Consider the following 13,417-nt stretch of genomic DNA (forward strand, 5'->3'; position numbering starts at 1 on the left):
GGGCCTAGTCCGTCCCCAGCATCACTTCCGACGCCTTGATGATTACGTGAACCTGCCTGCCCACCGTGATCCCCAGATCGCGCGCTGCATCAGTGGTGATCATCGAGGTGATGACGTTGCCGGCGCCCACATCCACCCGGATCTGGCTGTTCACCGGCCCTTCCTTGATGTCGAGCACCTTGCCCTGCAGGACATTCCGCGCGCTGATCTTCATGGCATCCTCCCTCTGTCAGGGCGGATAGCTAGCCCGCGCGCCCATCGCGGCCAGCCCGCGCGCGCCGCACGATCTGCACCCGCAGTGTCTCCGCCGCCAGACCCGCAATCAGTCCGACCAGCGCTCCGGCCATGAACGTCCCGATCGCCGCCGCGCCGATCACCGGCCGGCAGTCCCAGCGCGCGTCGAACATCCGCTTGCTGAAGATCAGGTCAGCCGCCGCATATGCCAGCAGCGCGCCGACAACCGGGGCAGGGATCGCCGCCAGCACGTCGATCATGCGCGGCCCGGCAACAGCCGCCGCCAGACATCCCGCCGCCAGCAGCAGCGGCGCGCCCATGCCGCGCGCGCCGAACCGGTGATGCGCCGCGATCCCGCCCGCACCATGGCACATCGGCATCGCGCCGAGCGGCGCGCAGACCATGTTCAGCAGGCCGCTCGTCGCCGCCAGCTTCTGCTCGCTCACCGTGCGCGCCGCCACCGGGAACGAGGCGCGCGCCACCGCCGCCGCGACCACCACGGCGTTCAACAGGGTCAAAGGGAGTTGCGCCAGAACTCCTGAAAACACATGCCGCATGTCATCCGCACGGCCAATCGAGGAGGTTTCGAGCAATCCCATGCCACCGGTTGCCGGCAGGAACAGCGCGCCGCCCACGACCACCAGCAACGCCCATGGCCCGCGCGGCCAGACATAGGACAGGCTCAAGACCGCGACGACGGGCAGGGCAAGTGGCCAGTTTTGTCCCATCAGCCCGAATGCCACCGCGGCCAGCATCAGCCCAAGCCCCGCCTGCAGGCCGGTCACTACCGATTGCGGCACCGCCCGCGCCGCCTTCTGCAGCACCGATGTCATCGACAGCGCCATAAGCACCGCGCCAATCACCACCCCGGCCCAGGCGATCTCGGGGCCCGATAGTCCGCCCGCGATGATCACCGCGCCGAGCGCCTTCATTGGCTGTACCGAGACTGGGCAGCGATAGACGATGGCGACCATCAGGTATCCGGCGGCGAATCCCAGAAAGACCGGCCCGGGTGCCAGAAGACCGGCGCCGATGGCGGCCACCGCATAGGGCAGCAGAGTGCCGAGGTCGCCGAACGCCCCCGACACCTCACCGGACAGGGTCCGAAGGCGTTCGATCAGGTCGCCGCGATCTCGCTGCGGCCCCGGAGGCGTGTTGTCTTCCCGCATTTTCTCCCGTCATGATACGGCGAGTCCGGCGGCCGGCAAAGCAAGAACCGCGCAATGATCCCCCGCAAACCCTTTTGCGCCAAACAAAATTCTTGTCCAGCGCACGCAGATCAGGGGCTGGATTGTTTTGCGTTTTGATGTATTTTCTCCCTCAAGTGGGAGGAAACGCATTAATGGACAGTTTCGGGAGCATCCTGGCAGAGGCTTTCGGCCTTATCCTGTCCTGGGATCCCGATCTTATCGAAATCATCGGCCTGTCGCTGCGCGTGACGCTCACCGCCGTAGGCTTCGCCTGCCTGATCGGCCTGCCGCTTGGTGCCATCGTCGGTGCGTTCCGGTTTCCGGGGCGTGCGGTCGTGACCGTCATCCTGAACGCCCTGATGGGCCTGCCGCCGGTCGTCGTCGGCCTCGTCGTCTACCTGCTCCTCTCCGCTTCCGGCCCATTGGGCGTGCTGGGCCTGCTCTACACGCCCACCGCGATGATCATCGCCCAGACGATTCTCGTGACTCCCATCGTCGCCGCACTGACCAAGCAGGTGGTCGAGGATTTGCACGCCGAGTATGCCGAACAATTCCGTTCCTTCGGCGTTCGTCCCGTCGACCGGATTACTGCCCTGCTGTGGGATGCGCGCTACAGTCTGCTGACAGTGGCACTTGCGGGCTTCGGCCGCGCCGTGGCCGAGGTCGGAGCGGTCATCATCGTCGGCGGCAACATCAACCATGTCACCCGCGTCATGACCACGACCATCGCGCTGGAGACCTCCAAGGGCAATCTGCAGCTCGCACTCGCCCTCGGAGTCGTCCTGCTGACCATTGCGGTCGCGGTGAACGCCGCCGTCATGGGCGTCCGTGCCTCCGCCGTGAGGTCCGCCTATGCATGACGGCCCCATTCCGTTCCCCGCACGTCCGGCGCAAGAGGTGATGCCGCTCCTGCAGTCGAAGAGCCTCTGCTTCGATGCCGGCGGCAAGCGCCTGATCGACAACGTCGATGCCACCATCCTGCCCGGCCGCCGCACCGTCGTAATGGGCGCGAACGGTGCGGGCAAAAGCCTGCTCCTGCGCCTGCTGCACGGCCTGATCCGCCCGTCATCCGGCGACATCCTGTGGCAGGGCCACTCCGCCACCCGCGCTGCCTTCGACGCGCAGGCCATGGTCTTCCAGCGCCCGGTCATGCTGCGCCGCTCGGTGCTCGCAAACCTCCGCTTCGCCCTCACCGTAAAAGGCCTGCGTGGCGCCGACCGCGCTGCCCGCGAGCAGGAGGCGATGGAACGCGCCCGCCTCACCGAACTCGCCAGCCGCCCGGCACGCGTGCTTTCCGGCGGCGAACAGCAGCGCCTCGCCGTCGCCCGCGCTCTCGCCTGCAAGCCGGACCTCCTGCTTCTCGACGAACCCACGGCCAGCCTCGACCCGGCCTCGACCCACGCCATCGAGGAAATGGTGGCCGACGCGCACGCGTCAGGCGTCACAATCGTCCTGATCACCCACGATGTCGGCCAGGCGCGCCGCATGGGCGACGATGTGATCTTCATGGATCGCGGCAGCGTCACCGAAACCGGCCCGGTCGCCCGGGTCCTAGACACCCCGCAGTCCAGCGCCGCGCAGGCGTGGCTCGAGGGCCGGCTCTACATCGCGCCGGACCCGCTCAGGAAAATTCGCTAAACCAAGGGAGAAGACCCATGTTCACACGCAGACTCTTCGGTCTCGCCGCTGCCTCTTTGCTGGCCCTCGGCCTGGCAGGACAGGGCCAGGCACAGGACAAGTTCATCGTCGTCCAGTCGACTACTTCCACGCAAAACTCGGGTCTCTTCGACTACCTGCTGCCGATGTTCCAGGACAAGACCGGGATAGAGGTCCGCGTGGTCGCCGTTGGCACAGGGCAGGCGATCAAGAACGCGGCGAACGGCGACGGTGACGTACTCTTCGTTCACGCGAAGCCGGCCGAGGAAAAATTCGTCGCCGATGGCGACGGCGTGGCGCGCTACGACGTGATGTACAACGACTTTGTCATCGTCGGTCCTCCCGACGATCCGGCTGGCGTGAACGGCATGTCCGATGTCACCGCCGCCCTGACAAAGATCGCTGAAGCCGCAGCGCCCTTCGCATCTCGCGGCGACGACAGCGGTACCCACAAGGCTGAACTGAACCTCTGGAGAGAGGCCGGCATAGACGTGTCGTCAGCCTCCGGCGACTGGTACCGTGAAACCGGCTCCGGCATGGGCGCGACGCTGAACACCGGCACCGGCATGGGCGCCTACATCATGACCGACCGCGCCACCTGGATCTCCTTCGGCAACAAGGGCGACTACGGAATCGCGGTCGAGGGCGACCCGAAGATGTTCAACCAGTACGGCATCATCCTCGTGAACCCGGAAAAGCACCCCAACGTGAAGGCGGACCTCGGCGAGAAATTCGTCAACTGGGTGCTGTCCGAGGAAGGGCAGGAAGCCATTGCCGGCTACAAGGTCGACGGCCAGCAGCTCTTCTTCCCGAACGCCGAATGAATGAACTGCGGTGCGCCCAGCAGGGCGCGCCGCCTTCGCCCTACGGCGATAGCCAGCGCACGCCGCCCAACTCCGTTACATCGTAGCCGCCCATCGTCTCCGCCTTCTTCCGGAAGGCAGGCGAATGCGCGAAGGCCAGCAGCTTCTGTACCGGCGTGGTGAAATAGCTGCGCCGGTCTATCAGCAGATCGAACCGCTCTTCGATCAGCGGCAGGAACGACAGATGATATGGCGCCGCCATCGCCTCGATGCCCAGCGCGGCGTCGGCTTCGCCCCCGGCAACCGCCGTGGCCGCCTCGCTCTCGGTCCGCGCAAAGCCTTCCGACAGCTCGAAATCGCCGGGTGCCAGCCCGGTTTCCGCCAGCAGTTTCTCGAACAGCACCGCCGCGCCCGCACCCGGCTGCCGCAGGGCGATCCGCTTGCCTTTCAGATCCTCCAGCCGTGAAACCTTGCCCGCCAGTTCGGGCGACAGCAGCACGCCGCGCGCCCGCTTCGCCCAGCCGATCAGAACGCAGCCTTGCAGGTTCCGCGCTTCCACCGCGCTGATGTTCCAGCCTTCAGGCCCGGGGACATGCATCCCCGCCAGTGCCGCCTTGCCATCGGCGAAGGTATCTAGTCCCGCGAGGCTTCCGTTCAGCATGATCGCCAGGTCCGACCCAAGCTCGCGTACTGCCCAGTCCAGCAACGGATCGTGCGACCCGGTCAGGACTGCCGGCCGCTCCTCCGACGCGTTCAGGGGCCGTCCCTCGATCCAGGCCACGATCTCCGCCGTCGGGAACAATAGCTTCCCGGTGATCCGCCGATGCGGAATCTCGTCGGCCGCGGCCAGATCATAAACCTTCCGCTCCTTCACCCGCAAAAGCTCCGCGACCTCCTTGGTCGTCAGATATACCGGCTGTCCGCCGCCGCCTTGTTGCACCATGTCCCCAGTCGCACCCTTTACGTCTCAACTTCCACCCTTAAACACATATTATCAATGCTTCTAATAGGCCATGCGGCGATTCCCGACCTGTCGTAGGGGCAGGGAATCCTGTCTGTATCGGTACAATAAATCCCGTCTTCCACGCTCTGACATCGAAAATTCCACGCAAGCGTCCACCCTCGCTTCCACGTTTTGCGCTCAAACCTTTCATCACCGGCCGGGCAGTCCAGCCGGTTTCATGGATTGAAAGGAAACATTTCGATGAACACCCAAGCCAAACCCCCGCGTCCGCCGCTTAACGGTGTGGACACGCCCTCGCTCCTCGGCACCATCAACGTGGTCGCAGGCGCACCCGATCTCGCCAAGTTCAAGTTCCGCTCGGTGACCGAGTGGCAGACCGGCACCTACGCCAAGAGCACCATTTCCAGCTTCTACGGTGCCGGCGGCGATCACGAGCACAAGAAGGCCTACACCTTCGACAGCGACCACCCGGCCGTTCTCTGCGGCGAAGATAACGGTGTGACCCCGGTCGAACACCTGCTGCACGCCCTCGGCGGCTGCCTGCTGGCCGGTATCGGCAACATCTCCGCCGCTCGTGGCGTGAAGCTGAGCAAGGTCATCGCGAAGATCGAGGGCGACCTCGACCTGCAGGGCCTTCTAGGCATCAGCGACGAGGTTCGCAACGGCTACCAGTCGATCGACGTGAAGATCTCGATCGAGGGCGACGCCCCGCGCGAGAAACTCGAAGCGATCGTGGAACAGTCGCGTGCGCGCTCGGCAGTCTTCGACGTGCTGACAAACGGCGTGCCCGTGAACGTCAGCGTGGCGGCATGAAAGCGTCAGAGAATGATGTCGCAACAGCCCAAACGCCTGGATCCGGCCCGTTTCGGCGTTACGCCGCAGGACGCCCGGTCCACCCACTCGCGCTTTCTGAACTGGTTTACCGGCCAGCGGCGCGACTGAAGTAGCTTCCGCCCCCCGCATTTCGGGGGACGGCAGGACAGTGCGCGGCCTTCGGGCCGCGCGCCATTTTACTCGGAGATTTCAGTATGAAACGCCTTGATGCGATCATTATCGGTGCGGGCCAGGCCGGCCTTGCCATGAGTCATTTACTTAGCAGTGCCGGCCTGGACCACGTCGTGCTCGAGCGTTTCCGCATCGCCGAGCGCTGGCGCAGCGAACGCTGGGACTCGCTGAAACTTCTGACACCCAACTGGTTCGCGCGCCTGCCGGGCTACCGCTATGCCGGCGACATGCCGCACGGCTACATGAGCATGGCCGAGATGACGGACTACCTCACCGGCTATGCGCGGGTCTCGTCCGCGCCTGTCATCGAATTCGCGCCGGTCACGTCCTTGCGCCAGATCGATGGTGGCTTCGAATCCGAAACCCATGCCGGCAGGATCGAGTCCCGCACGGTCATCCTTGCCACCGGCGCCTGCGACCAGCCCGTGATCCCGGATTGCGGCAAACGCATCACGCCGTCTGTGGCGCAGATCCACAGCCGCGACTACCGCAGCCCGAACGCTCTTGCTCCGGGCGGTGTTCTGGTCGTAGGCGCCTCCGCGTCCGGCCTGCAAATCGCCCGCGAACTGGCCCGGGCCGGCCGCCGGGTGACCGTGGCCGTCGGCCGTCACAACAGCGTGCCGCGCCGCTATCGCGGGCTCGACATCATCGACCTGATGGATCGCGCCGGCGTATTCGACGACAAGATCCGCGACGCGCACGATCCGGAACGGTCCCGTCACCAGCCGTCGCTGCAACTGGTCGGCGACACCGAACCGCTCGACCTCGCCAGCCTGCGCGGCCTCGGCGTCCGGGTCCTGGGCCGCCTGGCGGATGCCGACGGCGCAAAGCTCCGCTTCGCCGACGACCTGGCCGAGCGGACCCGCCTTGCGCAGGTCAAGCGCGCCCGGCTGCTCGACCGGCTCGATCCCGTCGCCGACGCGCTCGGCCTGGCCGCCGATCCCGCGGCACGGCTGTCTTCGGTGCTGTCCGCGCACGACACTGCGCTCGACCTTCACGCGGAACGCATCGGCACAGTCATCTGGGCCACCGGTTTCCGACGCTCCTATCCGTGGCTGCACCTGCCGGTCCTCTCCCCGGACGGAGACATCGTCACCCTCGGCGGTAACACCGCCGTCCGCGGCTTTTACACGCTCGGCATGCCGTTCCAGCGCTGCCGCAAATCGACCTTCATCGACGGGGTGGGTGGCGACGCACACGCCTTGCTGCCCCGAATTCTTGAACACCTGGGCTCCGGCCGCATGGCCGCATAACAAAAAAAGGAAGTTACCATGAACAAGTACATTGAAACGTCTCATTACGACGCCCTGATCGTCGGCGCGCGCTGCGCCGGCGCTGCGACCGCAATGCTGCTCGCCCGGCAAGGTGCGCGCGTGCTTCTGATCGACCGGGCGATGGCGGGAACCGACACCATGTCGACCCATGCCCTGATGCGCGGCGCTGTCATGTCGCTGCATCGCTGGGGCCTGCTCGACACGGTCGCGAACTGCGGCACGCCGGCCATTCGCCAGACCAGCTTCCGCTATGGCAACGAGGACATCACGCTTGCGCTGAAATCGCGCGACGGAGTCGACGCGCTCTATGCGCCGCGCCGCTACGTGCTCGACAGCATTCTTGTCGAGGCTGCCCGCGACGCCGGGGCGGAGGTGATGCACTTCACCTCGCTGACAGAGCTGAAATTCACCGGCGACCGCGTGACGGGGGCCGTCCTGGTCCACGGCAGCGACACGATGGAGATCACGGCCGATCTGGTCATCGGTGCCGACGGCACCGGTTCCAGCGTTGCCCGGATGGTCGGGGCCGAAACCACGCACAGCATGAAGCATGCGACCGCGTCGCTCTACGGCTATGTCCCCGGTCTCGACAACGAAGGCTACCGCTGGGCCTACACCCTGGGCGCGGGGGCAGGGGCGATTCCGACGAATGACGGAATGCACTGCGTCTTCACCTCGATCCCGACCGACATGCGCAAGCGTGTGATGACGGGGGGTGTGCAGTCCGTCTACCGGGTCATGCTCCGCATGATGATGCCCGAAATCGCCGATGCGGCCTCCGCGACCGCGGACAAGATCGTGCGCTTCGGCGGAATTCGCGGCTATCTCCGCAAGGCCCACGGGCCCGGCTGGGCACTGGTCGGCGATGCGGGCTATTTCAAGGACCCGCTGACGGCCCACGGCATCACCGATGCCTTCCGTGACGCCGAACTTCTGGCCCGCGCCGTGGCGCATGGCACAGAGGGCGCGATGCAGGTCTACGAGGTCGTGCGCGACGAGCTCTCGCTGCCGCTCCTGCGGATAACGGACCGGATCGCCGCCTGCGATTGGACCATGCCGGAGCTGCAAAGCCTGCATAAGGAACTGAACCGCATAATGAATCACGAAGTCACAGAGATGGCCGAAATGATGCCCGCCGCGGCCGCGCCGCGCGTCGCCGCCTGAGGTCAGGCGGGCGCGGGTTCCCCGCGCGGATGGACCATATCGGCACGGAAGGAGTCGAAATACTGCAGGATCGGCGCCGCGCTGTCGTCGGGCACCCCGTGCTCGGCCAGCGCCTGGCGCAATAGCGCGACAAGCTCGTCGAAGTCATCGGGCTGGATGTCCATCTCGGCATGCACCGCCACCAGTTCCCCCCGGGAATAGGCCGGTGCTCCGCGAACCACCCCGACCACCACATTCGTCTGGTGCTCGATCAGCCGCGCCATATCGACCCCGTCAAAGAACCGACCCAGCCGAGGCGATTCGAGAATAAGATCATAGAAACGGAAGACAATCCGCGACAGTCCTCGCGGGCCGCCGAGCCGTTCTAGATTGGGTTCCTGCACAACTCGCACCCCCTTTCAGCAATTTGGCCATGCGCTTTCCGCTTGGTCAACGAATTCTCTTTGACGCTACAGAGCCAGAGGCAATAATGCCGAATGCTGCAACAATGCGCGGAATATTTCGGCGCCAAGACCGCAAATGACGAGGGAAACCGACAATAATCTGCAACTTCGGATGCTTGGGCCATTCGAAGTCGTCGCTGGCGGCGTGCCGGTGGCGATGCCGCCGTCGCGAAAAACGAGGGCGCTGCTGGCCTATCTCGTTCTGTCGCCGCGCGCGCAACGGCGCGAAAGATTGTGCGAGATGTTCTGGGACATCCCGGACGACCCCAAGGGCGCGCTGCGCTGGAGCCTGTCGAAAATCCGCCGTATCGTCGGCGACGCCGAAGCGCCGCGGCTGAAATCCGACCGCGCAGCTGTCGACTTCGATGCCGAAGGGCTGGACGTCGACGCCGCGAATGTCTTCGGACTGCGCGACTCCGATCTTGCAGACCTTGCGACAGAGGTTCTGGAAGAAATCGCGCTGTCCTATCGCGGCGCGTTTCTGGAAGACCTGCAGCTTGACCGCTGCCCCGAATTCGAGGCGTGGCGCACTGCCATGTCGTTCGAGGCGGAAACCACCCGCGTCCGGGTTCTGAAGCACCTGATAGATCGTCTGGCAGGCGACCCGGCACGCGCGCTGCCGCATGCCGAGGCGCTGGCCGCGTTGACCCCCGACGACGGTGCGGCGACCGAACTCGTCGGCAGTCTGCGCGACGCTGTGCGGAACGCGATGACCGCCAGAACCGCACGACCGGTCGAGCCGGCGGCGCAGGTGGCCGAGCCGCCGTCCGTTGAGACACTCGAGCATGAAAGCACGGACATCCGCTTTGTCACCGCCCGCGACGGGACCCGGATCGCCTGGACGGAGATCGGCGAGGGGCCGGTGCTTGTCCGCGCCGGTCACTGGATGACGCATCTCGGCCGGGACTTCAGCAGCAGCGTCTGGGGACCGTGGGTACGGGAGCTGTCGCGGGATGCGCGTTATGTCCGGTACGACGCAAGGTGCAACGGCATGTCCGACCGGGATCCCGAGGACTTGTCGCTCGACACTGTCGTCGGCGACCTCGAAGCGGTCGTGGACGCTGCCGGCATCGACAGGTTCACCCTGTTCGGGCCCTCCCAGGGCAGCACGGTCGCGATCGAATACGCTCTGCGTCATCCCGACCGGCTCAACGGGCTGATCCTCTATGGCGGCTATGCGAAAGGCTGGCGCGCACGCGGCGACGCCGAGGAAATCGCGAGGAGAGAGGCGCTTCTGGTCCTCATGGATCAGGGCTGGGGCTCGAAAAACAGCATGTTCCGGGATCTTTTCTCGGCCCTGTTCATGCCGGACGCCCCGCGCGAGATCGTCGAGGAATTCGGCGAGATGCAGCGCAGCACCCTGTCGCCACGCAATGCCGTCCGCACCCAGCGCGTCTTTGCCGAGGTCGATCTCAGCGACCGCCTTGCCGACATCCGTGTGCCGACCCTCGTCATGCACAGCACCGGCGATCAGCTGGCATCCATCGATGTCGGCCGCGCACTGGCGCGCGGCATCCCCGGCGCCCGTTTCGTCGAACTGCAGAGCAACAACCACCTGCTGCTGGAGCATGAGCCGGCATTCCACATTTGCAACGATGAGATACGCGGCTTTTTGCGAAAAGCTCCGCAGTCCCCGGAACCCGAAGCCAGCGCCTGGCGCGGAACCGGTTCGAACCGGGTGCAGTGTACGATCCTCGACGTGGAAATGCTGTCACCGCTGCTGATGCTGGATGGCCCCGGGTCCGAGGCCGCAGCCGAAGAACAGACCCTCCTCGCAGAAGGCATAGCCGAGATCGCGGACCGGAACGGCGGCACGCTTTTGTCGTCCGGGCAAGGGCGTGCCGTTGTCGCTTTCGGAATTGCCTCACCGTCCGAGGTGCATGCGGTCCAGGCCTGCCGTGCCGCGTTGGAAATTCGGGAGATGGTCGAGGAACGCTCAGACGGGGCCGTGCGTGTTCGCCAGGGAATAGATGCCGGACCTTTGGTCGTGCGGGAGTCTGCTGCCGGGCTCGACGCCACCGGCGTCGTCATTCGCCGAGCACGCCAGATTACCGAGGCGCTGCGCAGTTCCCGTGTCGCGCTGTCCGACGAGGCCACATACGAGGCCGGCGCCTATTGCAGCTTTTCCGCGATCCGTTCCGTCGATCTTGCCGGGTCCCGTGGCAGGCGGATTTTCGAACTGAAGGAGATACGCTCTGCGCCATCGCGGTGGCATCTGCGGCTGGAACGGCGGCTCTCGGCCTTTGTCGGACGCGAACTGGAAACCGCGGCTCTCGACCGGGCACAGGCAGACGCGCGCGCGGGCCGCGGCAAGGCCGTCTTCATCTCCGGCGAACCCGGGGTAGGTAAATCCCGCCTGACGCAGGAATACCTTGCCAAGTGCCGTCATGCCGGCCTCTCGACCGTCGAAGCCGGCGCGCTGGAACTCGACGACAACACGCCGATGAGCCTGCTGGCTCGGGTCTTCGAGGTTCTGCTGCAGGTCGACATCGCAGCGGACAGCGAAGAGGTTGGTTACGCCGTACGAACCGCTCTGGCGGCCTACGGGCTGGACGATCTTCTGGCGCCGGTTCTGTTCGCGATGGACTTGCCCTGCGAAGACCTCATCTTCGAATCCCTGTCGACGATCCAGCGGCAGCACCGTGTCCGTGACGCGCTTCGACGCCTGATCGCAATCAAGACGGCCCGCACTCCGCTGGTAATCCTGATCGAGGATCTTCACTGGGCAGACGACGTCTCGCTTGCCGCGCTCGAGGGGCTGATCCAGGGCGTTGCACGCCTGCTGCTCCTGCTGATCATGACCGCCCGTCCCAGTTTCCGGCCGCCCTGGCTGATCCGCGGTGGCGTGCTTCCGCTGCCGCTCGACCCGCTGACCGAAAACGCCACGGCGGAATTCGTCCGCAATCTCGTCGGTCCGCATTCCAGCCTCGGTGTCCTGCGCCGCCTGCTGCGTACGCGCACCGATGGCATGCCGCTGATGATAGAGGAAACGGTCAGCGCGCTTGTCCAGGACGGCCGCATCGCGGGGGCGCCCGGTGCCTATGTCGCGCGCGCTCCGATCATCGAGATCGAGCCGAAAGCATCGGTCATGCCGGTGATCGCCGCCAGGATCGCACAGCTTGACGAAACCCCGCGCCGGGTTCTGCAGATCGCCGCGGCCATCGGCCGCGAAGGTCCGCTTGCGATCCTGCGCCGCGTCGCCGGTCTGGCTCCGGAAGTGTTTTCGCAGACCTTGCAGGAACTCGAAAGGAGCGAATTCCTGTTCGAACTTATCGGCGGCAGCGGCGCTTATGTGTTCAAGCACGCCCTGATCTCCGAGGTGGCCTACGGCTCGCTCACCGACGAGGATCGCAAGGCGCTTCACCGCGACCTGTTCGCCGCGTTCCGCGATGCGGGTGGCCCCGGCAATACGGAGCCGCTGGCGCACCATGCCTATCAGGGCGGTCTGTGGGCCGAGGCCGTCGACTGGCTCATCGCGGCCGCCGCCCGTGCGGTGGAACGCAGCGCCTATGACCGCGCCGTCGCTTGCCTCGAACGCGCCGACAGCGCCCTTGCCGCGTTGCCGCCCGATCCCGAGAACACCCTCAAGGCGATCGACATCCGCCTGGCGATGCAGCCTGCCTACGCCTCGCTTGGCAATTTCGATTCTGCGACGATGCGTATCGCGGAAGCCTGCGATCTGGCGGAAGAAGCCGGCGAATCCGACCGGCTCGCGCAGGCGCTGCTGAAAATGGCCTATACCGCCGGCACCTGCGGCCAGCTGGAGGACGGCATCGCCGCCGCCGCCCGCTTGGCCGAGCATGCCAGCAAGCAGGATCTCGACTTCTATGCCTGCGAGGCGGACCTGGCCGCCGCGTTCGCTCTAACGATGAAGGGCGATGCGCGCGCGGCGATGCGCCATCTCGCCAGACACAGGTCGCGCTTTACCGGCGATCTGCGGCATGAACGCTTCAAGATGGTCAACACGCGCTCGGTCTGGCTGAACGGCAACCTTGCCCATGTCGCCGCCTTGCTCGGCGAGCTCGATCTGGCCCGCGAATGTATCGCCATCTCCCGTGCCGTGGCGCGCGAGACGGGCAGGCCGCAGGACAATCACTGCTCGCTGCAATTCGCACTGCAGGTGGCAATCGCCGAAGGCGTCACCGACCATGCTCTGGCCGAAGTGCAATTGGTCCTCGCCGAGTCGCTCGACGAGTACCTTTTCCCCGCCGGTCCGTGGCTTTTGACCTCGCTCGGCGACGCGCTCTTGCAGATGGGCCGCCGGGAAGCCGCGGAAAGCGTCCTCGAACGCGCCTACGAAGCGGCGCATGTCGGTAACATGAGGGGCATCGCCCTGCTGGCGGGCCGGCTGCTGGCCTGCGCGCAGGCGCGCGGTGGAAATGTCGAAGCGCGCGACGAACTGATGGAACTGGCGGACAAGGAAATGCCCATCTGGCTCAAGGTCCGCATCCTCTCGGCACTGGCCGCGACCGAAGACGACGACGTGACGGCCGTCGGGTTTCTTGCGACAGCCGCCGACATATCCCGCGATGCCGGATACCGCCCGGACCTTGCCCGTTGTCTCGACGCACAGGCACTGCGCCTGAAAAAAAGCGACGCCGAAAAGGCGTCGCAGTTAAGTGGAGAAGCCGAACGGCTTCGCAAGGACATGGGCGCCCGGCTGGCCGCCCATGCGTAGTTAGGG

The 13,417-nt window shown here is 65.7% G+C and carries 11 protein-coding genes; 7 read left to right on the top strand and 4 right to left on the bottom strand.

The genetic code is table 11. The features are described 5' to 3' along the window. Window positions 1-4: 4 nt before the first annotated feature. A complete protein-coding gene (locus HCO70_RS07885) occupies window positions 5-214 on the bottom strand; it encodes a molybdopterin-binding protein (protein WP_172294699.1) in 210 nt (69 codons plus the stop codon). A 28-nt stretch (window positions 215-242) separates the two neighbouring features. After that, on the bottom strand, window positions 243-1,403 hold the full coding sequence (locus HCO70_RS07890) for a molybdate transporter family protein (protein ID WP_172294701.1): 1,161 nt from the start codon (window positions 1,401-1,403) through the stop codon (window positions 243-245). Window positions 1,404-1,576: 173 nt separating this feature from the next. On the opposite strand from HCO70_RS07890, the gene HCO70_RS07895 reads away from it, so the two are divergent. The 3 genes from HCO70_RS07895 to HCO70_RS07905 are packed head-to-tail and all read left to right on the top strand — an operon-like array spanning window position 1,577 to window position 3,904. Beyond that, window positions 1,577-2,284: an ABC transporter permease gene (locus HCO70_RS07895; RefSeq protein ID WP_172294703.1), complete on the top strand. Its 708-nt coding sequence runs from the start codon at window positions 1,577-1,579 to the stop codon at window positions 2,282-2,284. Then, the gene (locus tag HCO70_RS07900; protein ID WP_172294705.1) at window positions 2,277-3,062 is read left to right on the top strand and encodes an ATP-binding cassette domain-containing protein; all 786 of its coding nucleotides are present in this window, start codon (window positions 2,277-2,279) and stop codon (window positions 3,060-3,062) included. The genes HCO70_RS07895 and HCO70_RS07900 overlap by 8 nt, the downstream gene beginning before the upstream one ends. A 17-nt stretch (window positions 3,063-3,079) precedes the next feature. Further along, window positions 3,080-3,904: an extracellular solute-binding protein gene (locus HCO70_RS07905; RefSeq protein WP_172294707.1), complete on the top strand. Its 825-nt coding sequence runs from the start codon at window positions 3,080-3,082 to the stop codon at window positions 3,902-3,904. Window positions 3,905-3,944: 40 nt separating this feature from the next. Here HCO70_RS07905 and HCO70_RS07910 read toward each other — a convergent pair whose 3' ends face one another. Then, window positions 3,945-4,826, bottom strand: coding sequence for a helix-turn-helix transcriptional regulator (locus tag HCO70_RS07910; protein ID WP_172294709.1), 882 nt, complete (start codon window positions 4,824-4,826; stop codon window positions 3,945-3,947). 261 nt (window positions 4,827-5,087) lie between these two features. Between HCO70_RS07910 and HCO70_RS07915 the strand changes: the two genes are divergently transcribed. From HCO70_RS07915 to HCO70_RS07925, 3 genes are all read left to right on the top strand, one after another. After that, entirely contained in the window at window positions 5,088-5,660 is a 573-nt protein-coding gene (locus HCO70_RS07915; RefSeq protein ID WP_172294711.1) for an OsmC family protein, read from the top strand. Window positions 5,661-5,875: 215 nt separating this feature from the next. Beyond that, window positions 5,876-7,105 carry an NAD(P)-binding domain-containing protein gene (locus HCO70_RS07920; protein WP_172294713.1) on the top strand — a complete coding sequence of 410 codons (1,230 nt, stop codon included), beginning with the start codon at window positions 5,876-5,878 and terminating at the stop codon, window positions 7,103-7,105. An 18-nt stretch (window positions 7,106-7,123) separates the two neighbouring features. Next, window positions 7,124-8,290, top strand: a complete 1,167-nt coding sequence (locus tag HCO70_RS07925) for an NAD(P)/FAD-dependent oxidoreductase (protein ID WP_172294715.1) — start codon at window positions 7,124-7,126, stop codon at window positions 8,288-8,290. 2 nt (window positions 8,291-8,292) lie between these two features. Here the strand turns inward: HCO70_RS07925 and HCO70_RS07930 are convergent, their stop codons facing one another. Next, window positions 8,293-8,673 (bottom strand): group 1 truncated hemoglobin, encoded by a 381-nt coding sequence (locus HCO70_RS07930; protein ID WP_172294717.1) that lies wholly within the window; start codon window positions 8,671-8,673, stop codon window positions 8,293-8,295. A 172-nt stretch (window positions 8,674-8,845) separates the two neighbouring features. On the opposite strand from HCO70_RS07930, the gene HCO70_RS07935 reads away from it, so the two are divergent. Beyond that, complete coding sequence (locus tag HCO70_RS07935; protein WP_216665297.1) at window positions 8,846-13,411, top strand: alpha/beta fold hydrolase; 4,566 nt, start codon at window positions 8,846-8,848, stop codon at window positions 13,409-13,411. The last annotated feature ends 6 nt before the right edge of the window (window positions 13,412-13,417 follow it).

Origin of the sequence: Pseudoruegeria sp. HB172150 (assembly GCF_013184805.1) — a bacterium.
Taxonomy (GTDB): domain Bacteria; phylum Pseudomonadota; class Alphaproteobacteria; order Rhodobacterales; family Rhodobacteraceae; genus Psychromarinibacter.

Bases quoted from the DNA above. Each gene is read 5' to 3' on its own strand.
- HCO70_RS07925 (WP_172294715.1), top strand. From the start codon at position 7,124: ATGAACAAGTACATTGAAACGTCTCATTACGACGCCCTGATCGTCGGC.
- HCO70_RS07905 (WP_172294707.1), top strand. From the start codon at position 3,080: ATGTTCACACGCAGACTCTTCGGTCTCGCCGCTGCCTCTTTGCTGGCC.
- HCO70_RS07890 (WP_172294701.1), bottom strand. From the start codon at position 1,403: ATGCGGGAAGACAACACGCCTCCGGGGCCGCAGCGAGATCGCGGCGAC.
- HCO70_RS07900 (WP_172294705.1), top strand. From the start codon at position 2,277: ATGCATGACGGCCCCATTCCGTTCCCCGCACGTCCGGCGCAAGAGGTG.
- HCO70_RS07885 (WP_172294699.1), bottom strand. From the start codon at position 214: ATGAAGATCAGCGCGCGGAATGTCCTGCAGGGCAAGGTGCTCGACATC.
- HCO70_RS07915 (WP_172294711.1), top strand. From the start codon at position 5,088: ATGAACACCCAAGCCAAACCCCCGCGTCCGCCGCTTAACGGTGTGGAC.
- HCO70_RS07920 (WP_172294713.1), top strand. From the start codon at position 5,876: ATGAAACGCCTTGATGCGATCATTATCGGTGCGGGCCAGGCCGGCCTT.
- HCO70_RS07910 (WP_172294709.1), bottom strand. From the start codon at position 4,826: ATGGTGCAACAAGGCGGCGGCGGACAGCCGGTATATCTGACGACCAAG.
- HCO70_RS07935 (WP_216665297.1), top strand. From the start codon at position 8,846: ATGCTTGGGCCATTCGAAGTCGTCGCTGGCGGCGTGCCGGTGGCGATG.
- HCO70_RS07895 (WP_172294703.1), top strand. From the start codon at position 1,577: ATGGACAGTTTCGGGAGCATCCTGGCAGAGGCTTTCGGCCTTATCCTG.